Genomic DNA, 21221 nt, shown 5'->3' with positions numbered 1-21221 from the left:
TATCGATTTCATTTATTTTACACTTTCGTTGATTTAAAAATTGTATCGGAGGTTCTTCTAATTTTTATATTTAGGTAAGCCATGGCTATTGTCATTATCGGACTAATGATATTGAAAAAACAAAAAGGAGCGAAGGCAATAGTTGCTACTCCTAATGCCCCTGCTTGTGCTGCACCGCAAGTATTCCAAGGAACCAGAACCGAGGTAACGGTTCCTGCATCCTCCAAGGTTCTGCTTAAAACTTCGGGTTTTAAATGCTGATCTTTGTACGATTCCGAAAACATTCTTCCACTAACAACGATGGAAATATATTGGTCGGAAGCTGTAAGGTTTAGGAAGGTGCAACTGGCTACAGTTGTAGTTACCAACGATCCGGTCGAGCTAACCGCCTTCATCATGCTTTGTGTAATCTTGTGCAAAATACCTGCAGTTTCGAGAACACCGCTAAAAACCATTGCCGTTAAAATCAACCAAATCGTATTTAGCATGCCTGCCATTCCGCCGGTTGATAATAAATCTTGTATGTTTTCATTTTTAACAGGAATACTAATATCCGTAAAGATGGATTGCATTACCGTATGGTAACAAGCTTCGATATAGGAATCGCTTCCCGAAATTTGTTGAATGATTTGCGGTTGAAAAATAATCGCGAATACGCCTCCTATTAATGTACCTGCAAAAATTGCCGGTAGGGCAGGAACTTTTTTGCTGATAATCACGAAAAGTAATATTGGGACTAAAAATAGCCATGGTGTAATGGTAAAGCTTTCTTTAATGGCGACCTGTACTGCTCGAATACTTTCTGGATTAATTTCTCCTTGCTTACTTAAGCCAATGGCCAAAAATAGAAGAAGAGTGATAATAATGGAAGGAATCGTTGTGTACATCATATATCTAATATGTACAAATAGGTCGACCTCTGCCATTGCCGAAGCCAGATTGGTTGTGTCGGATAAAGGGGAAATTTTATCGCCAAAATAGGCTCCCGATATAATTGCACCTGCCACCAATGCATTGTTATATTCCATTGCATTGCCAACTCCTAAAAGAGCTACGCCAATGGTTGCGATGGTAGACCAAGAGCTACCCGAAACAACCGACACAATTGCACAAATAACTACCGAAAGCATTAAAAACAGCTTTGGATTTAAGAATTCCAATCCATAGTAAATCATTGCAGGAACCACGCCGCTAATCATCCATGTTCCTGCTAAAGAGCCAATTAATAGTAGGATTAACATCGATGGCATTGCTGTGCCAATACTTGCAACGAATCCGTTTTGAATATCATCCCATGTTTTGCCATGTCGCATTGCGATGATTCCTCCAATAGAGGCAGCAATTAAAAGAGAAAACTGATTGGCTCCTTCAATAGCTCCGTCGCCAAAAACAATGGCATTTACACTCAGTAAAATAATTAAGAAAACAATAGGAATAAGAGCTTCCGCGAGGGAGATAGATTTCTTTTGTAGGTTCATGTTGTGGTTAATTTGGGTGAATAGGCTCGTGAAAATACATAAAAAGCTTGGGAAAAGAAATCACTGATTTTAATTAATAACATATTAATGTTAAGTTTTATGCTAGCTTGATATTTGCAATTTTTAAGGGAGGAACGAAACCGAAGCGTAGGAGTAATTTACCGAAAGTTAGCAGCTTTCTATCGAAACAATTTCACAATAATAAATACATTATCTTATTTTACTTACAGATAATGGTAATCTCCGCGGATAGCCAATAGGTTAAACTAAAAAATAAATGGTCATGAAAACTAAATATTTTAAACTAAGCGGTTTGTTTCTTTTCGTTCTGCTTACTGCTCAATCTTGTATGGTGAGTTCTTTGCATCCACTTTATACAAGTAAGGATAGGGTACATTTGGATGAATTAGATGGGGTGTGGGTAAGCGAAGAGAAAGACAGATTCGAGATCAAAACGATTATAGATTCAACAGGTCTTAAAGCAATGAAAAATAAGAACTATCAGGAAGGTATGTCGAAAGAAGATGCTTTTTTCTTTGGTAAAACAAATAAGGAATCGAATTCTAAAAAAGAAGAGGATTTTTTTGCAGGAAAAGAAAAGAAAGAAGATAGTAATGTTGCGAATAGGGAGAAAATTGAGAATTTCTTTTTTAACCCAGTCTTAAGAAAGCATTATCAAATAAAAATTATATCAGGAAAAGAGGAAGCTTGTTTGTTTGAGGGCAGACTTTTTAAATTAGATGAGCATTATTTTTTAGACGTGATTCCAAATGATGACTTTTTGGAAAAAAAATTAAATAATTTTAATCTGATTGGTCTGGTGGTGCCGATGCATGCTTTTTTTAAGTTAAAAATTAAGGACCATCAATTGGTGGTTAATGGCATCGAAAATGATGTTTTTGAGAAACTGATTAAAGAAAAGAAGATAAGAATTGAGTACATAAAAAGAGGAAACAGAATTATTCTTACATCCAAAACTGAAGATATTCAGAAATTCTTAGTCAAGTTTTCCGATGCAAAAATGTTTAACGACCCTAAGGAAGCAATAGTATTGAAACGAGTAAAGAATTGAGGCTCCGACTTAAAGTCGGATTCTCAATAAAAAGAAGGAAATGATCAACCAAATAAAAAATAGTTTCAGTAAGTTCATTCAAAGCAGGATACTTCAACACCTTCTGTTTTGGATGGCTTCTTTTTATGTATTAGTACAATTCTTTGCCCTAGAAGAGGAAATTTCTGATATCGACATTGTTTACACTTTGCTTTTCCACATTAGTTTGTGGATAGGCGTTTATTTAAATACCGAATTACTGATTCGGATTTTTTTGAGGAGAGAAAAATACGTTTTGTATTTTATAGGATTACTTTCTCTTTGGTATTTTGTTGCCTTCCTCAATCAATTTACCTTCGAAAAACTGAGCGATAGAATAGCACCCGACTATTTATTCATCTCATCATATAGTTTTCAGGATTTACTAAAATTCAGTTTTGTATATATTGCTTTAAGTACTCTTTTAAAATTATCGAAATCGTGGTTTCAAGTTCTGGAGACAGCGAAACAATTGGAATCGCTAAAGCGGGAACAAGCAGAGACTGAATTGCAAGCCTTAAAATCGAATATCAACCCTCATTTTTTGTTTAATAATTTAACTTCACTTTACGGATTGGCAAGAAAAAAATCGGAGAATACACCAGAATATATTCTGAAATTGTCGGAATTAATGCGGTATATGATTTACGAGACCAAAGATAGGCTGGTAGGATTAAATAAGGAGCTCGACTACATTGTTAATTATCTCGAATTGCAAAAGTTAAGGTGCGATAAAGAGACGAAGATTCAGTACAAAATAAGTGGGGAATCTTATTTACATCAAATTGTGCCATTTCTTTTAATTCCTTTTATCGAAAATAGCTTCAAGCATGGAGGAATAAATCAATCGCATAAAAACATTGTTGATTTAAAAGTGAATATAAAGGAAGAGAATTTAGAGATGCGCTTAACCAACTCGATTCCCCTAAATGTGGCGATTACTATTGATCAAATTGGAGGTTTTGGAATTGACAATGTAAAAAGTAGACTCGAGTTATTTTATAAGGATAAATATACTTTGCACTTGTTTCAAAAGGAGGAAGAATTTATTGTAGAACTCAAAATCAAACTCAAATGAATAAATCCAACGAAAATACATTCACTTGTTTAATTGTTGAAGATGAACCCTTATCGCAAGAGATCTTGGAATCGTACATTAATGATAGTCCGCAATTGCTCTTAAAAGGGATTTGCAGCGATGCCATAATGGCCAACAGCATTCTGATGGAAGAAAAAATAGAACTTGTATTTTTAGATATCAACATGCCTAAAATGAATGGTATCGAGTGGGTTAAAAGCTTGCGTGAAGTTCCAGAAATCATTTTCACCACTGCGTATCCAGAATATGCAGTAGATGGTTTTGAATTGAATGCTTTGGATTATTTATTGAAACCATTTTCGTTGGATCGTTTTTTTAAAGCGGTAAACAAATTTATGAGCTTGCAGAAGAATTTAGAAAAAAGTGCTTTGTTTTTAAATGCTAATATTTCGGTAAAGTCGAACAAAAAAACCTATCTATTAAAAACTACCGATTTGAAATATATCGAATCCGAAGGAGATTATTTAAAATTACACCGAGACGAGGATTGTCTTGTAATTCATGAAACTTTAAAGAGTTTTCAGACAAAATTACCAGAGAAAAGTTTTTTACGAATTCATCGATCCTTTATTATCAATTTAAATAAAGTAGAATATTTTGAAGGGAATCAGGTTTGTATTGGCAATCAGATAATTCCTGTTGCTAGTTCGTACCGGAAAGAATTAATCGATTTGCTCGATAAATCGAGCTAAATTCTAATTTTTACCCTCGCATCCTGATTATAAGCAAGCTGTATAGGTCAGGTTACGACTAAAAACGATAGTGAAAGTGCTTCCAGCCCTACTTTTTCGGATAAAAAAAGGGATATACAATAAGCATATCCCTAAAAATTATAGTGAGTTCATCTTTTTTATTCCTCCAAAGTAGTTAACTCGTGGTAACGGGTTGGCACCATTCCAATCGTATCTAGTAAATGCTGATCTTCGTTAACGGTCATGTTTTTTACGGTAAGCAATTTGTCGCCAAAGAAAATGGAGTTTGCTCCGGCAAGGAAACAAAGTGCTTGTCCTTCCTGACTGTAATGTGTGCGACCGGCAGCAAAAGCGATTACGGCTTTTGGCATTAGAATACGGGCCGTTGCCACGGCACGAACCATCTCAAAAATACCGATGGTTTCTTTTCCAAAGAATGGAGTTCCTTCAACAGGAACTAAAGAGTTCAAAGGAACATTGTAGGGATGTTTTTCCTGATTCGATAGGGTACGAAGCATTTCAATACGATCTTCGTCGGTTTCGCCCATTCCTAAAATACCACCAGAACAGTAGGAGATTCCGGCTTCCTGCAGGTTAGCTAATGTTTCTAAACGTTCGGCATAAGTTCTAGTTGTAGTAATGCTGGGGTAGTAGCGTTCCGAAGTATCGAGGTTGTGATTTACGGCTGTAATTCCCAAACCTGCTAATTTTTGTGCTTTTTCTTTGTTGATCATTCCCATGGTACAACAAACCTCAAGGCCTAATTTTTTTACTTCCGTAATCATTTCGGCCATTTCGTCGAAACGATCATCGCGGTTGCCATCTCTTCCCGACGAGCTTAAGCAAACACGTTTCACGCCATTTTCTTTTGCAATTTTAGCTTCGGCTAAAACTTCCTCTAAACTTAATTTTTTTGGTTTTACATGGGTGTTGTAGCGGGCCGATTGAGCACAATATTTACAATCTTGAGAACACGCTCCAGTACGAGCCGAAATTAAAGTGTTCATGTTCATTTTTGTAGAATCGTGGTATTTGCGGTGGATATTGGCAGCTTTGTTCACCAAATCCAGTAATGGAAGGTCGTAAATTTCTCTGGCCTCTTCGTAGGTCCAATTGTTTCTGATATCACTCATAACTTAGGTTCTTTTTTGTTTCTAAAATTGCGGGAATAGGAATAATTAGAAAGAACCTTATTTGTTTGTTGATGAGGTTCAATCTGACTGGTTTTGCAAGTGCTCTGATTTTGCAAAGCAAGTACCTGCATGAGTTCGAAGCGCAGTGCTTCCAATTCATCCGTCTCATTCTTATCCCTGCTGTTTAATGGTACATAGCAAAATCCGGAAAAGCCGCATTCGGTTGATGGAACCAGCAAATTATAACTGGTATTGATACAGGAAATTTTAATTTCCCGGTTCATGCTGGCAAAAGCAGCATAGCCTTTTCGGCTCCATCGACTGAATACCTGCAAGTCCGATTTGTATCGACCTTTGTTAAAAACAGGGTTCATATTCATATAAATTTTAATTAAGAGAAAGCAAGATAGTTATTCTCTCTATTTCGGAGTCAAAAGTATTCTTTTTTTTTAAGATAGAAATACTTTTAGAACATGTTGCTTGCAGTGGTAGCTATTTACGATTTGTGCAGATTATAATTGGTTCGAATCAATACATGCAATATTCTATGCTTTGCCATATTTATTAGCAAAAACTTACTAGGGGAAGAATAGTTAACAGGGGAGTACTAACCCAAACCTAAAAAATAATATCGTATCGGGCTTTAAAATTTAGCAGTTGAGTTAATTGTTTGGTATCCAATTAGCCTATCGTAATTTAAAGCAATATCGTGGTAGTAAACGTAAATTAAATAGTTATTTTCTGTTTCCCAATGAGTTCCTTCAATGTAAGTAAGGTCTGGAGTATCTTTTCCATTTTCCAACAAAGCGTATTGGTAGTTGTAATATCCCTGTTTCAGGAAAATAGTTTTTCGGTAAGTGCCAGTACTAAAATCGTATTCCATTTTGTTTTTATCGGAGCAGGTCCAATTACAAAAACCGCCATAAACATATAGGTCTCCATGCTTAATTTCATTGTCGAAGGGCAGGCAAAAGGTAATATAGCAGTAGTCAGCCTCGGTAGCGGCTTCGTCTCTTTCCTGAACAGCTATTAAATAATGGCCATTTAAATCCTGCTCGTAAATGTATTGCTTAAAATGGCGATTGTCTTCATTGGTTAAAAGAACATTCGTGTTTTCATTTTCTTTCCAAATTTCTTTGATATAACGAGTTTGATACCTCATGCTTTTCAAATCAAAATTACGAAATTCGTTACCTCCCGGAAAAATATTTTCTATTTCGTAATCAAAAACCAATTCATTTTTACGGATAAAAATAGGTTTCAAATTTTTCTCACTTCCATCTAATCTTCCATTTTGGGTAAGTACAACTTTCAAATCCGCATGAGGATTATCAATCGTAAAACTTGGATGCAGAATGCTAAAGTCTACTTCCTGATGCGTTTCTCGTAAATCTATTGCAATAGGATGCTTTACTTCTCCTGCTATTTCTACTCTCGAATCTAAAAGCATAAAGCGTTGTCGAATAATTACTTTTTCAGGATCGAAATCTTCATAAACCTCTAAAATATAGTTACCCGATAATTTTAATTGTATGTCGTTGTTTGGAATTTTTAAGGAATAATGAATAAAATCAACATTTGTATTGAAAGAATGTTCGTAATCTTGAATCTGATTTTCGGCAAAACCATCTATAAAATCGAATTCGCTTAAACCAGAATTCTGCCAATTCGAGCTGCAATGAATAATTTTGTAGGAGTAATCTTGAATATCTTCTCCAATTTCATCGAAAGAAAAAAGAAGCTGATTATCGCCATTCAGTTCGATAATTGCTTCGGTTAATTCCCAGTTTATGGGATACATCTGAACAGTATGAATGCTTTCTTTCTTTATTTCGTTAAAATATACCGATTCGGGTACTGCATTGTATGCGAGTGATATCCTTGGAATGCTAAGGAATACAAGACTTATGAAAATAATGAAATTTTTAGGCATGTGAATAGGTATATGTACTGGTTAAAAATAGACCAAAGCGCTTCAAAAATACAAAATTGCTTTATATATTTGTGTTCGAATTTTTTACATGCTCTGGAAATGATTGTTATAAGCTTAAGAAATATGTATCGTATCCGAGCAAAGATTGTGAATTAGAGATTAAAATAGTTATTTTTGACGAAAATTAATAAATTCAAATAGTTTAACATGTCTGAAGTTAAAAAGATCAAAAAAGGCTTAGATATTAAGCTGGCAGGAAAGGCTGAAAAGGTACTTGAAAAAGCTGATCGTTCTGAGACATACGCCATTAAACCATCCAACTTCCCCGGATTAACACCTAAATTAAAAGTTAAGGTAGATGCTGAAGTAAAAGCAGGAGATTCTCTGTTTTTCGATAAGTATTGCCCTGAAATTAATTTTGCTTCTCCGGTAAGTGGTAAGGTTATTGCCGTAAATCGTGGAGAACGAAGAAGGATTCTAGAGGTAGTGATTCAAGCAGATGCTGAGATTCAATACCAGGAGTTTAAGAAAGCTGACCCAAAGGGACTTTCTCGAGAGGAGATTAAGGAAGAGTTGTTGAAGAGTGGCCTTTGGGCATTTGTTCGTCAGCGTCCTTACGATGTAATTGCCAAACCAAAAGATACTCCAAAAGCAATTTTTGTTTCGGCTTTCGATACTGCGCCATTGGCTGCAGACATTGATTTCCTTTTGGAAAATGAAGCAGAAGCATTTCAGGCTGGTCTTGATGCTTTAGCAAAATTGACTGATGGGAAGCTATACCTAAATACCAATCCTAATATCAATCAAACGAAGATTTTTTCGGAAGCAAAAAATGTAGAAGTACGCCAATTTACAGGTGTTCATCCTGCAGGAAATGTTGGTGTTCAAATTAGCCACATTAGTCCGATGAATAAAGGGGAAATTGCTTGGGTAATTCGTCCGCAGGAAGTTGTTTTCATCGGAAGATTATTCACAAAAGGCATTTACGATGTAAGTCGTAAAATCGCACTTTGCGGATCCGAAGTAAAAACTCCATGTTATTTTGAAACTATTTTAGGTGCTTCGGTTCGAAATATTTTAAAAGGCAAGTTGAAAGATGATGAGAAGATTCGTGTTATTTCAGGGAATGTTTTAACCGGAGAACAAATCACCGAAGATGGATTTCTTAATTTTTACGATTCACAAATTACCGTTATTCCTGAAGGAGATAAATTCGAATTTTTAGGTTGGGCGATGCCTGGTTTACAGAAATTCTCCATGTCGAAAACTTTCTTTTCTTGGTTAACTCCTAATAAAGAATACCGTTTAGATGCGAATCTTCATGGAGAGCATCGTGCTTTCGTAATGACAGGTGAGTACGATAAGGTATTGCCGATGGATGTGCTTCCACAACAATTGATTAAGTCTATTATGATTGAAGATATCGATCAAATGGAACAATTGGGAATATATGAGGTAGCTCCAGAAGATCTTGCTTTATGCGAATTTGTTTGTACATCGAAAATTAATGTACAAGATTTGGTTCGTAAAGGAATCGATTTGATGATTAAAGAAATGAGCTAAGAAAAAACGGATAATATTATATAATGAAAGCACTAAGAAAATTTCTTGATAAAAAGAAGCCCTTGTTTCAAAAGGGCGGGAAGTTTGCAAAGTTGCAGTCGTCTTTCGAGGCTTTTGAAACTTTTCTATTCGTTCCCGATATTACATCCCATAATGGAACCCATATTAAGGATGCTATAGATTTAAAGCGTACAATGTCGATCGTTGTTATGGCTTTAATTCCTGCATTACTATTTGGAATTTACAATACAGGATATCAACATTTTCTGTCTATTGGCGAACTGGCAAATACTGATTTTTTAGATATTTGTATTTATGGATTAATTAAAATCCTTCCAATTATTGTAGTTTCCTACGTAGTTGGTTTGGGTATCGAATTTGCCTTTGCGCAAATGCGAGGTCATCAAGTAAACGAGGGTTTCCTTGTTTCCGGAATGCTAATTCCACTAATTATGCCAGTAGGCGCACCTCTTTGGATGGTTGCTGTATCTACTGCATTTGCTGTAGTAATTGGAAAAGAGGTATTTGGTGGAACCGGAATGAATATTTGGAATCCGGCCTTAATTGCCCGTGCATTCTTCTTCTTCGCTTATCCTTCAAAAATGTCTGGTGATACTGTATGGATTGCAGAAAAAGCAGATAGTTTTTCAGGAGCAACTCCATTAGCACATGCAGCTAATTTGGTGGATGTGAAAGGAGAAGCTGCTCTTAGTTTTTATCAACAACATCTGGCTAACGCTTGGGATATGTTTGTTGGTTTAATTCCAGGATCAATCGGAGAAACATCTACTATTGCCATTTTAATTGGAGCAGTTATTTTAATTGTTACAGGAATAGGTAGCTGGAAAATTATTGTTTCGGTATTTGCTGGTGGATACGTAATGGGTTTACTTTTTAACCTAATTGGTGGAAATGCTTACATGGAACTAATTCCTGCATGGCAACATTTAATTATGGGAGGTTTTGCATTTGGAGCCGTGTTTATGGCAACCGATCCAGTATCTGGAGCCCAAACAGCCCGCGGAAAAATCATTTACGGATTCCTTATTGGTTTCCTTGCTGTATTAATTCGTGTAATGAATGCAGGTTTCCCAGAAGCAATGATGTTGTCAATTCTATTTATGAATACTTTCGCTCCACTTATCGATCATTATGTGGTTCAAAGTAACATTAAGAGAAGATTGAAACGAGTTAAGGTGAGTGCTTAATCAAATAATCAACTAGAAAATGAATACTCAAAGCAATACATATACATTTCTTTATGCCGCTATTATGGTGGTGTTAGTTGCTGCGGTTCTTTCTTTTGCTGCTTTGCAACTTAAGCCCCGCCAAACTAGAAATATTGAAATAGAGAAAAAGCAAGACATTTTAAAAGCAGTAAATGTTGCTTCTACTCCAGAAAATGCTGAGGAGCTTTACACGCAGTACATTGTGAAAGCTATAATTGTAAACTCAGAAGGAACTGTTACTTCAGAAGATAAGGATAAAACTTTTGCGGTTGACTTGAAAATTGAGAATAGTAAGAAAAATGTGGCAGATAGAAACCTACCTATTTTCGTATTCAGTAAAGAAGGAATAGGCGAGAAAATGATTATTCCAGTTCTAGGTAAAGGAATGTGGGGTCCTATTTGGGGCTTTGTTTCCTTAGAGTCAGATGGAAAAACGATCTATGGTGCAACTTTTGGAAACAAAGGAGAAACTCCAGGTTTAGGTGCTGAAATTTCAAAATCGGAATTTCAGGAACCATTTACAGGAAAGCAAATTTTTGATGAGGCAGGAAAGTTTACCTCTTTAGCTATGGTTAAAGGAGGAGCAGCAGGCGGTCGTCCACATGAATTTGATGCTGTATCTGGTGGTACAGTTACCTCAAAAGGTTTAGAAGCTATGCTTCAAGATAACCTAAGTAGTTATGAAAAGTTTTTAAAATCTTCTAAATAAGCACGATATGAGCGATAAAGAACCTTTATTCTCCGCTAAAAATCGGAAACTGCTGAAAAACCCATTGGGAAGCGACAACCCGATTACCGTTCAGGTACTAGGAATTTGTTCAGCTTTAGCGGTTACAGCAAAATTAGAGCCAGCAGTGGTGATGAGCCTTTCGGTTATGGCCGTATTGGCACTTGCAAATGTTATTATTTCATTAATTCGAAATACGATCCCTTCTCGTATCCGTATCATTGTTCAACTTGTAATTGTTGCTGCCTTGGTAATTGTAGTGGATCAAATATTAAAAGCTTTTGCTTACGAGGTAAGTAAACAATTATCTGTATTTGTTGGTTTAATTATTACCAACTGTATTATTATGGGACGTTTGGAGGCTTTTGCACTTGGCAATAAACCTTGGCCAGCTTTCTTAGATGGTATTGGTAACGCCGCAGGTTATGGATGGATTCTAATTGTTATTGCTTTCTTTCGTGAATTGTTAGGATCAGGAACCTTGTATGGTTTTAAAGTGATTCCTCAGGCATTTTACGATATGGGATACCAAAACAATGGTTTAATGATACTTCCTCCAATGGCATTGATTACAGTAGGAATTATTATTTGGGTTCAGAGATCTCGAAATAAATCTTTAATTGAGTCGAATTAATTGTAAAGAAAAATCGAAACATGGAAAATCTGATTAATATATTTATCAAGTCGATTTTTATCGACAACATGGTGTTCGCATTCTTCTTAGGAATGTGTTCGTATCTGGCTGTTTCCAAAACGGTAAAAACATCAGTTGGTCTAGGTATCGCTGTAATATTTGTTTTGGGAATAACCGTTCCTTTAAATTACCTGCTAAACAAATACATCTTAGTTAGTGGAGCTCTTACTTGGTTAGATCCTTCATTTGCAGATGTTGATTTAAGCTTTTTAAGTTTCATCATGTTTATAGCAGTAATTGCTTCTTTGGTACAGTTGGTTGAAATGATTGTTGAAAAATTTGCTCCAGCTCTTTATTCTTCCTTAGGTATCTTTCTTCCCCTAATTGCAGTTAACTGTGCAATTTTAGGAGGATCTCTTTTCATGCAGGAAAGAGACTATGGTACTTTAGCAGAAGCAACCTCATTTGGTCTCGGGTCAGGTCTTGGTTGGTTTCTTGCTATCATTGGTATTGCTGCAATTCGCGAAAAAATTCGTTACTCTAATATCCCAGCGCCACTGCGTGGTTTAGGAATCACATTTATTGTAACCGGATTAATGGGAATTGCTTTCATGAGCTTTATGGGGATCAAACTCTAAGCTTTTAACTAATTATGAATTATAATTTATGAGTTGAAATTGTGAATTATAGAATGCAGGTTTTTTGTTTCAAATATCAATATCATCTGATACTTACAAATCTTAATTCTTAATTAATAATTAATCATTCATAATTTTAAAAATTGGAATAGAGATGATATTATTAACAACACAGGGAACAGTTATTGCCACAAGTATTGTGATCTTCCTACTTGTGATCCTGGTACTGGTTTCTATCCTTTTGTATGCAAAAAAGAAGCTTACTCCATCGGGAGAGGTGACTATTGATATTAATGAAGGAAAAGTAAAATTAGTTGTGGAGCCTGGAAATACCCTTTTAGGAGCTTTAGGTGCCGAAAAAATCTTTTTGCCATCCGCTTGTGGTGGTGGTGGAACTTGCGGAATGTGTAGGTGTCAGGTTCACGCTGGAGCAGGTACTATTTTACCTACCGAAACAGGTTTTTTTACTCGTAAAGAGGCTCAAAATGATTGGCGTTTAGCTTGTCAGGTAAAAGTAAAAGAAGACATGTCCATGGAAATTCCTCAAGAAATTATGGGAATCAAGAAATGGGAATGTGAAGTGGTTTCGAATAAGAACGTAGCTACCTTTATCAAAGAGTTTGTTGTAAAATTACCTGAAGGCGAAATTCTTGAATTCAAATCGGGAGGTTACATTCAAATTGATGTTCCAAAAATCGATGTCGACTTTAAGGATATGTTGATTGAGGACAAATACAAAAGCGAATGGGAACATTTCAAACTATTTGATCTTAGTATGAAAAATCCCGAGCCTACTTATCGTGCTTACTCAATGGCAAATCACCCTGCCGAAGGAAATATTGTAATGTTGAATATTCGTATCGCTACTCCTCCTTTCGATCGTGTAAACGGTGGTTGGATGAAAGTGAATCCAGGAATTTGTTCTTCGTTTATATTTTCTCGCAAACCAGGCGATAAGGTTACCATCTCAGGACCTTACGGTGAGTTCTTTATTAAAGAAACTAATAACGAGATGATGTTTATTGGTGGTGGTGCTGGTATGGCTCCAATGCGTTCTCACATCTTCCACATGTTTCATACAGTGAAAACTGGTCGAAAAGCGACTTTCTGGTATGGAGCACGTTCTTTAAAAGAGGTGTTTTACGCAGAACAGTTTGATGCAATTGCGGCAGATTTCCCTAATTTCGAATGGCATTTGGCTTTATCGGAGCCTCAGCCTGAAGATAATTGGGAAGGCCCAACTGGTTTTATTCACCAGGTAATTTACGACAACTACCTAGTTAAACACGAAGAGCCGGAAGATGTTGAATACTACCTTTGTGGACCTCCAATGATGAATTCTGCTGTTACAAGTATGCTTTATGAATTAGGAGTTCCAGACGAAATGGTTGAATTCGATGATTTTGGATCGTAACTCTAACAAGATAAAAAACAAGCCTCGAAATTTTTCGAGGCTTGTTTGTTTTTGCTAGCTTGATTACTTTTGTTGCAGCAAATAGCTTTTATACATACCAGACTAAAGTCATGAAAAAAATATTTTATTTATACCTACTTCTAGGTGTTCTGATCCTATCTTCTTGCCAAACTAATAGTAACAAGTATTATTTCGACGAAGGACAGATTTTTGGAACCTTCTATCATATCGTTTACGAGCATTCCAGCGATAAAAGTCTTCACGAGGAGGTAATGCTTAAGTTGAACGATTTTGACCTTTCTTTGTCCACCTATAAGCCTCAATCCATTATTTCGAGAGTAAATAGTAACGATACCACTGTGGTACTGGATACCTATTTCTTAACGACACTAAAAAGAGGGGAAGAGATTTCGAAAATTACGAATGGGGCTTTTGATATGACGGTTGCTCCTTTGGTGAACGCCTGGGGATTTGGTTTCAAAAATAAGTTGGATCCAGAACAAATACCGGTTGATAGTTTGTTAGAGGTCGTAGGATATCAAAAAGTGCGTTTAATTGCCGGACGAGTAGTAAAAGAGGATCCAAGAATCATGTTCGATGCCAGTGCAATTGCAAAAGGATATGGTGTGGATGTGGTTGCCGATTTTTTGGAGCAACAAGGAGTAACTAATTATATGGTGGAAATAGGTGGCGAAATTCGCGCAAAAGGAAAAAATGATAAAGGCAGAATATGGCGGGTAGGTATCGATAAGCCAATTGATGACCCATCAACGATGTCGAGAGAAATTCAAGAGGTAATTCAACTAGAAAATGGAGCACTGGCAACCTCAGGAAACTACCGACAGTACTACATTAAGGATGGAAAAAAATATGCTCACACGATTGATCCTCGTTTAGGATATCCGGTGCAACATAGTTTACTTTCGGCCTCGGTTTTTGCTCCCGACTGTATGTCGGCCGATGCCTACGCAACAAGTTTTATGGTATTGGGATTGGAGAAAAGCATCGAAATAGTAGAAAAGGACTCCTTATTGGATGCTTATTTTATTTATACCGATTCGTTGGGTAATTATAAATCCTATGTTAGCGATAAGATTAAGGAAGCTATCGTAAAATAAATTGGACATTGAATAAAAAGCGAATGCAAAATTATCGGTTTTCAGATTTCTGAAGCTTGGAAAATAAGTAGTTGTTAAGAAATAATGCAAACAACAGAAAACAAAAAACCGATAATTAAATTTTATTTTGTAGCGCAATTTTCTTGATCCGGATCGGTGCAAGCACAAGAACTACAGCTACTACCAGATATTTTAGCGTTTTTATCGAAAAGTAGCTTAATGCCAATACCTAAAAATGCAAGTAGTAATAAGAAAAGCGACAGGAATAATATTTTAACGAATACCATTTTAATTTAGATTTAATAAGCCATTAATAGTAGTACGGTAATAAGATTAGATGGTTAGGAATCTAATGTTAAAATTGTAAATATATTTTTGACTTAAAGCGATTTTAATTCCTTCTCTAACAGAGTGAGTTGTTTGAATTGAAGAGACTTTTTAGCTTTAGACTGCTCCGTTTTGTCCTGAGAGGTAGCACATCCAATTCCTCGTTTTTTTAAATCTTCATTTTTACCAATATGAAGTTCAGGAAATTTACCATTCTTTTTAATCAGTATAGTTATAGCAAAGCCAGTAAATCCGATTGCTAAAAGAACAATTGTAATAAGTAGAACTGTAATCATTTGTATATTTCTTATTCTGTTTTTATAAAAATTTTGCAAAATAAAAGCTTAAAACTATTTTGGTATCCTACCGATTTATAATTTGTTAGCATGCACAAGTGTACTATATTAGTGATACGAACCATTTAATTATCAGGATAAATAATTTGGATGCAAAGATATCATTTCGGTATCGTTCTTCCAAACTAAAACAGATTTAAAGGTCTGTAAATACTTGGTAAAAATCTTCTTATTTAGAATAATTCTTGCTAAATTTGATAGGATTTTAACTGAAGGATATTCTGTTAAATAAACACACTAACACATCCTTGTTTACAATAGCTAGGGGGAAAAGCTTTGTAAACTAATAACGCAAAAATTATATGTCAGAAATAGTAAAAGAAGATATGGAGGCAAAAAAAGAGAATTTGTCATTCAACGATTTTACATCAGAAGTACTTGAAGATTATCGTATTGCCAATCTTAGTCGCCAACTGAGTATCTGGGGGCGAAAAGAAGTATTAACAGGGAAGGCGAAGTTTGGAATATTTGGTGATGGAAAAGAAGTTGCGCAGATTGCTATGGCGAAAGCTTATAAAAATGGGGATTGGCGTTCGGGATATTATCGTGATCAGACTTTTATGCTGGCCTCAGGCATGTTATCGAGCGAGGAATTTTTTGCTCAATTGTTTGGGGAAACCCGACTAGATAAAAATCCGGGTAACGGCGGGCGATTAATGAATAACCATTACGCATCCCGAAGTTTAAATGAGGATGGAAGCTGGAAAAATTTACTAAACCAAAAAAATTCTTCCGCAGATATTTCTCCTACGGCAGGTCAAATGCCTAGATTACTTGGGTTAGCTTATGCGTCGAAAATTTTCAGACAAAATAATGAATTGCATTCCTATTCAGAATTTTCCGATAAAGGAAACGAGGTAGCTTTTGGTACCATTGGGGATTCTAGTACTTCCGAAGGGCATTTTTGGGAAACAATTAATGCTGCAGGAGTTTTGCAAGTTCCTATGGCAATGAGCGTTTGGGATGATGGTTGGGGAATTTCTGTTCCGAATAAATTTCAAACCACGAAGTCGAATATATCAGAGGTTCTGAAGGGCTTCGAAAAAGATGAAAATGGCGAAGGTTACCTAATTTATAAGGCAAAGGGCTGGGATTATCCTACGCTTTGTAAAATGTATATGGAAGGAGTCGAACTTTGCAGAAAGAATCATGTTCCTGTACTTTTTCATGTTAGCGAGATGACACAGCCACTGGGACACTCTACTTCGGGTTCTCATGAACGGTACAAAACAAAGGAGCGCCTCGATTGGGAAGATGAATACGATCCGATCCGAAAAATGAGAGAGTGGATTCTTTCGATGGAGTTAACAACAGAAGAATACTTAGATGAGATTGAAAAAGCAGCACTTCAAGAAGTAAAAGATTCCAGAAAAGCGGCTTGGAAGTCGTTTTCCGAGCCAATATTAAAAGAAAGAGACGCTTTGATCGAATTGGTGAAAAATTCAGGTTGCGATTGCAAGAAAACCGATCGAATCGATAAAATAGTAAGCGATCTAAAAAAGATTATTCACCCGGTTCGAAAGGATAACTTTACCGCGGCAAAGAAAATATTACGTTTTATTTGTAGCTCGTGCGAAAGTTTTAAACCATTAAAGTCGCAGTTGCAGCTATGGCTTAAAAATTCTCTGAACGAGAATCATGAGCGTTACAGTAGTCATTTGTACAGCGAGACCGATTTAAGTGTGCAAAACATCAAAACGATTGCCCCTATTTATTCCGAAGAATCGAAAATTGTAAACGGACGTGAGGTGCTTCGTGATAATTTCGATAAACTGTTTAGTAAATATCCCTTGCTTTTAACTTTTGGTGAAGATACTGGCTTTATTGGTGGTGTGAACCAAAGTTTAGAAGGAATGCAACAGAAGTATGGAGAGCTTCGGGTTACAGATACAGGAATTAGAGAGGCTACTATTTTAGGACAAGGAATAGGTTTGGCACTAAGAGGACTTCGACCAATAGCAGAAATTCAATATTTCGATTATTTATTGTATGCATTACAAACCATGAGTGATGATTTGGCAACCTTACAGTACAGAACCAAAGGAGGACAAAAAGCGCCGGTAATTATTCGTACCCGTGGGCATCGATTGGAGGGTATCTGGCATTCGGGCTCGCCTTTAAGTATGGTGATTAACTCTATTCGCGGTATTCATGTATGTGTGCCAAGGGATATGACAAAAGCAGCAGGTTTCTATAATACACTTTTAAAATCGGATGAACCTGCACTAGTTATTGAACCTTTAAATGGATACCGATTGAAGGAAAAAATGCCGGATAATTTAGGCGAATTTAATACTCCATTAGGAATTCCTGAAGTGTTAGAGGAAGGTTCGGATATTACTTTGGTAACCTATGGTTCTTGTGTTCGAATTGCCGAAGATGCGGTGAAACAATTAAGAGATTTTAATATCTCTGTGGAACTAATTGATGTTCAGACTTTATTGCCATTCGATATTAACAATCGAATTTTAGAATCGATAAAGAAAACCAATCGAGTTGTATTTTTCGATGAGGATGTTCCTGGTGGAGCAACTGCTTTTATGATGCAGAAAGTATTAGAAGAACAGAATGCTTATTACTATTTAGATTCGGAACCAAAAACAATTACGGCCAAGGATCATCGACCTGCATATGGTACCGATGGAGATTATTTTTCAAATCCCAATGCCGAAGATGTTTTTGAAATCATTTATGATATTATGAGAGAATCCAATCCGCAACAATTCCCATCTATTTATACGAATTAAGACATTTTATTTTTGGAATAGAAAAGACTGAATTGTTAGCAATTCGGTCTTTTTTTTGCTAAAATCTATTAATTATCAGAATATTCTTGCTAGGATGTCACCCATTTTTGATAGATAACTGTTATAGTAGTGTTCAAGAGGATCTGTAGGGGAGATTCTTGAATATTTTTTAGTTAGTGATAAGTTGGATAAAATGTGGTAATTCTAAACAACAAATCAATTCTAAAAGGGCTCTAAAATATTTGGAGTTATAGCCATCTTAAAAAAGATGGCTTCTTTTTAGCTGAAAGTCGCTCCATTTACGCAACCTTTTTAAATATTGTAGTCAGTAATTTATTAGAACCAACGAAATATTCGAAAAATTTTTCTGGCAGAATTATGGGTTTGCCAGAATTTGTGAAAGTAATTATTAATTGTGTGTGGTAGTTCAATTAATGATTAATTTTAAAAGACTCCAATATAGATGGGAGTAGCAGCCATTTCGATAGAAATGGCTGTTTTTTTATGTGATAAAACAGAAGTACAACTATTTCAAAATAAAATAGTCATTGAAATTATTACACCAATAAAATTATTGCTTGCTAATTGTTTTTTTTTATAAAATCAGTCACCCTTTTTGACTTTTTAGTTGTCTTACAATTGTACGAGATAATCTATAGGGGAAAGTCTCGGAATTTTTAGTTAGTGATTGTTGGGTGCAATGTGGTAATTCTAAACAACAAATCAATTCTAAAAGGGCTCCAAAATATATGGGGTAACAGCCATCTCGAAAGAGATGGCTTCACTTTAAATTTTTCTGATAATGATTAGATATTTATTCGTAGTAAAAGAATGAGTTTATCACAAGATTCTTTTAATCGAAAGTATTATTCTAGATAAATAATTTTTAGTTAGTGTTGGTTTGATACATTGTGGTTAGTGGTATAATTGTCAAACGTGATAGTTGCAAATCGACAAAATTCTTGGTCCCGACATATAATAGTATTTGCTATTATGTGTCGGGTTTTTATTCTGCTGTTTTTCCAATATATTTTACAATTAAAAAAAGAAATATAAATCCAACAGGAATTATAATCCAGGAAGAAACTCCGTAAGCTGCGGGAATTAAACCAGCAAAAACAGAAACGCCTCCAACAGTTAAGGCATAAGGTAGTTGCGTGCGTACATGTTCAATATGGTTACAGGAACTTGCTAATGAACTAAGAATAGTGGTGTCGGAAATTGGGGAGCAATGATCCCCTAAAACAGAGCCTGCTAATATTGCAGAAACGGTAATGTAGAAAATATTCATACTATCTAAATCACTCATTCCAGTAGCATGGCACAATGCCCACGATGCTGGTAATATTAGTGGATAAAGGATGGCCATAGTTCCCCAAGAAGAGCCAGTCGAGAATGCAATTAAAGCAGAAAGAATAAAAGTAAAAGATGGTAAGAGATAGGGCGATACATTACTTGCAATTAGTGAATTAGAAATAAAATCGGCTGTGTGCATATCTTTTGTGATATCCGCTAAAGCCCATGCAAGAACTAAAATAAGAATGGCTGTTAACATCGTTTTAAAGCCAGATACCAAGGCTTCTACTGCTTTACTAAGGCCTAGTATTCTTTGACTAAGCGTAAGGGCTAAGGCTGCTAAAACGGCCGACAGAGACGACCACAAAAGAGCAAGGTAGGAGTCCGAAGCACCAATAATATGAGATAGCTTTTTTCCAAAAGCTAGATTTTCGTCGTTCCAAACATTTGCATCCCATCCAGTATAAACTAAGCCAGCAAAGGTTCCAAAAATTACAATCAGAACAGGAATACCTGCATTATACCATCGGGTAGGAGTACCTTTATCAATTTCAACTTCTTTTAATTCTGATGCTACGATCTCATTTTCCGATAAATTTTCAGTGTTTAAAGCTTGCCTGCATTTCTTTTCGGCCTTTAGCATTGGGCCAAAATCCTTTTTTAAAAGCACTAGCATCAGAATAAAAAATAGGGTGAAAAATGGATAGAAACGTGTGGGTAAGGAATGAAGAAAAACACTATAAGGACTTTCATCGATATTAATTTGAACCGTAGCAGACTGAATGTAGCTTAACTCGATTCCAATCCAAGTGGTAATCATCGCAATTGATGCCACTGGAGCCGCTGTTGAATCGACAATATATGCTAATTTTTCTCTTGATATTTTTAATTTGTCGGTTACCGGGCGCATCGTATTTCCTACAATTAAAGTATTGGCGTAATCATCAAAGAATATAAGAACTCCTAAAAACCATGTTACAAATTGACCGGATCTCGGACTATTGGCGAATTTGGATAGCTTATTGACAATTCCCTGCATGCCTCCATTTTTAGTAATTAAATTTACCATTGCTCCTATTAGCATCGAAAATAGAATGATAGATATATGACCAGTGTCAGCTAACGATTGAAGAATATAGGTATCTGAAATGGCAAATATGGCTTTAAAAAAGGCGCTAAAAATAGAAGCTTCCTGATACGAATAGATGAGTATGGTTCCGGAAAATAGACCTACAAATAATGCCGAAAAAACTTCCTTAAACAAAAGTGCCATAAGAATGGCTATTAATGGTGGAATTATGGAAAGCCATAAAGGAATTGGGTGAATTGTACTTGTGAAAGATTTGCTTTGGAAAGAGATTTGAATTTTCTCTTTTCCTTGAAAAATATGATGAAAAATAATTTTTCCTTCATCTAATTTTGCCAAAATTGGTTGCTTATTCACTTCGATCCAAACACTATCATCTTTAATAGAATTGTGGTTAATATCATCTGTTACAATTGAAATTTTTGTTGCAATATCGGCAATAATTATTTTAGGAAATTTAATGGACAGTTGCGGTGAACCTTCCGTACTTATCTTGTCTGAAGAATATGCTGAAAAGGAAATTAAATGGATAAATAATAGCAGTAAAACTGAATAGATTTGTTTACACATATAGTTATTTTTAGGGGAGCCCTAATATAATAATTTTGTATTCTTTATGCTAATTGTATAAACTGATATCAGGCTATTTCTTATTTGTAA

Annotated in this window: 18 protein-coding genes; 11 read left to right on the top strand and 7 right to left on the bottom strand. The window is 35.7% G+C overall.

The window, feature by feature from the left end:
* Positions 1 to 17 precede the first annotated feature (17 nt).
* Complete coding sequence (gene nhaC / locus BZG02_RS01015; RefSeq protein WP_101259547.1) at positions 18 to 1478, bottom strand: Na+/H+ antiporter NhaC; 1461 nt, start codon at positions 1476 to 1478, stop codon at positions 18 to 20.
* 283 nt (positions 1479 to 1761) lie between these two features.
* Between nhaC and BZG02_RS01010 the strand changes: the two genes are divergently transcribed.
* The 3 genes from BZG02_RS01010 to BZG02_RS01000 are packed head-to-tail and all read left to right on the top strand — an operon-like array spanning position 1762 to position 4359.
* Positions 1762 to 2550: a hypothetical protein gene (locus BZG02_RS01010; protein WP_101259546.1), complete on the top strand. Its 789-nt coding sequence runs from the start codon at positions 1762 to 1764 to the stop codon at positions 2548 to 2550.
* 40 nt (positions 2551 to 2590) lie between these two features.
* Complete coding sequence (locus BZG02_RS01005; RefSeq protein WP_101259545.1) at positions 2591 to 3646, top strand: sensor histidine kinase; 1056 nt, start codon at positions 2591 to 2593, stop codon at positions 3644 to 3646.
* Positions 3643 to 4359 carry a LytR/AlgR family response regulator transcription factor gene (locus tag BZG02_RS01000; protein WP_101259544.1) on the top strand — a complete coding sequence of 239 codons (717 nt, stop codon included), beginning with the start codon at positions 3643 to 3645 and terminating at the stop codon, positions 4357 to 4359. The genes BZG02_RS01005 and BZG02_RS01000 overlap by 4 nt, the downstream gene beginning before the upstream one ends.
* A 158-nt stretch (positions 4360 to 4517) precedes the next feature.
* Here the strand turns inward: BZG02_RS01000 and bioB are convergent, their stop codons facing one another.
* The 3 genes from bioB to BZG02_RS00985 form a co-directional block, all read right to left on the bottom strand.
* Positions 4518 to 5492 carry a biotin synthase BioB gene (gene bioB / locus BZG02_RS00995; RefSeq protein ID WP_101259543.1) on the bottom strand — a complete coding sequence of 325 codons (975 nt, stop codon included), beginning with the start codon at positions 5490 to 5492 and terminating at the stop codon, positions 4518 to 4520.
* On the bottom strand, positions 5489 to 5872 hold the full coding sequence (locus BZG02_RS00990; protein WP_143470401.1) for a hypothetical protein: 384 nt from the start codon (positions 5870 to 5872) through the stop codon (positions 5489 to 5491). The genes bioB and BZG02_RS00990 overlap by 4 nt, the downstream gene beginning before the upstream one ends.
* A gap of 263 nt (positions 5873 to 6135) precedes the next feature.
* The gene (locus BZG02_RS00985; RefSeq protein WP_101259541.1) at positions 6136 to 7425 is read right to left on the bottom strand and encodes a type IX secretion system plug protein; all 1290 of its coding nucleotides are present in this window, start codon (positions 7423 to 7425) and stop codon (positions 6136 to 6138) included.
* Positions 7426 to 7632: 207 nt separating this feature from the next.
* On the opposite strand from BZG02_RS00985, the gene BZG02_RS00980 reads away from it, so the two are divergent.
* The 7 genes from BZG02_RS00980 to BZG02_RS00950 all read left to right on the top strand — a co-directional run bounded on the left by BZG02_RS00980 (position 7633) and on the right by BZG02_RS00950 (position 14748).
* On the top strand, positions 7633 to 8988 hold the full coding sequence (locus tag BZG02_RS00980; RefSeq protein WP_101259540.1) for a Na(+)-translocating NADH-quinone reductase subunit A: 1356 nt from the start codon (positions 7633 to 7635) through the stop codon (positions 8986 to 8988).
* A gap of 23 nt (positions 8989 to 9011) precedes the next feature.
* On the top strand, positions 9012 to 10196 hold the full coding sequence (locus BZG02_RS00975) for an NADH:ubiquinone reductase (Na(+)-transporting) subunit B (protein WP_101259539.1): 1185 nt from the start codon (positions 9012 to 9014) through the stop codon (positions 10194 to 10196).
* Positions 10197 to 10215: 19 nt separating this feature from the next.
* Complete coding sequence (nqrC, locus tag BZG02_RS00970; RefSeq protein ID WP_101259538.1) at positions 10216 to 10926, top strand: NADH:ubiquinone reductase (Na(+)-transporting) subunit C; 711 nt, start codon at positions 10216 to 10218, stop codon at positions 10924 to 10926.
* Positions 10927 to 10933: 7 nt separating this feature from the next.
* A complete protein-coding gene (locus tag BZG02_RS00965; protein WP_101259537.1) occupies positions 10934 to 11578 on the top strand; it encodes an NADH:ubiquinone reductase (Na(+)-transporting) subunit D in 645 nt (214 codons plus the stop codon).
* Positions 11579 to 11598: 20 nt separating this feature from the next.
* Complete coding sequence (gene nqrE / locus BZG02_RS00960; RefSeq protein WP_101259536.1) at positions 11599 to 12216, top strand: NADH:ubiquinone reductase (Na(+)-transporting) subunit E; 618 nt, start codon at positions 11599 to 11601, stop codon at positions 12214 to 12216.
* Between the two features lie 154 nt (positions 12217 to 12370).
* On the top strand, positions 12371 to 13630 hold the full coding sequence (gene nqrF, locus BZG02_RS00955) for an NADH:ubiquinone reductase (Na(+)-transporting) subunit F (protein WP_101259535.1): 1260 nt from the start codon (positions 12371 to 12373) through the stop codon (positions 13628 to 13630).
* Between the two features lie 110 nt (positions 13631 to 13740).
* Positions 13741 to 14748 (top strand): FAD:protein FMN transferase, encoded by a 1008-nt coding sequence (locus tag BZG02_RS00950; RefSeq protein ID WP_101259534.1) that lies wholly within the window; start codon positions 13741 to 13743, stop codon positions 14746 to 14748.
* 122 nt (positions 14749 to 14870) lie between these two features.
* Here BZG02_RS00950 and BZG02_RS20725 read toward each other — a convergent pair whose 3' ends face one another.
* Together BZG02_RS20725 and BZG02_RS00945 are read right to left on the bottom strand one after the other, a co-directional pair.
* A complete protein-coding gene (locus BZG02_RS20725; protein WP_180335586.1) occupies positions 14871 to 15035 on the bottom strand; it encodes a hypothetical protein in 165 nt (54 codons plus the stop codon).
* A gap of 93 nt (positions 15036 to 15128) precedes the next feature.
* Positions 15129 to 15371: a hypothetical protein gene (locus BZG02_RS00945; protein WP_101259533.1), complete on the bottom strand. Its 243-nt coding sequence runs from the start codon at positions 15369 to 15371 to the stop codon at positions 15129 to 15131.
* A gap of 362 nt (positions 15372 to 15733) precedes the next feature.
* Here BZG02_RS00945 and BZG02_RS00940 point away from each other — a divergent pair, with 362 nt between their 5' ends.
* A complete protein-coding gene (locus BZG02_RS00940) occupies positions 15734 to 18178 on the top strand; it encodes an alpha-ketoacid dehydrogenase subunit alpha/beta (RefSeq protein ID WP_218972113.1) in 2445 nt (814 codons plus the stop codon).
* 1006 nt (positions 18179 to 19184) lie between these two features.
* Here the strand turns inward: BZG02_RS00940 and BZG02_RS00935 are convergent.
* A complete protein-coding gene (locus BZG02_RS00935; RefSeq protein WP_101259532.1) occupies positions 19185 to 21131 on the bottom strand; it encodes a Na+/H+ antiporter NhaC family protein in 1947 nt (648 codons plus the stop codon).
* Between the last annotated feature and the right edge of the window lie 90 nt (positions 21132 to 21221).

The organism is Labilibaculum filiforme (genome assembly GCF_002843315.1).
GTDB classification, from domain to species: domain Bacteria; phylum Bacteroidota; class Bacteroidia; order Bacteroidales; family Marinifilaceae; genus Labilibaculum; species Labilibaculum filiforme.
This window is presented reverse-complemented; position numbering and strand designations above follow the sequence as displayed.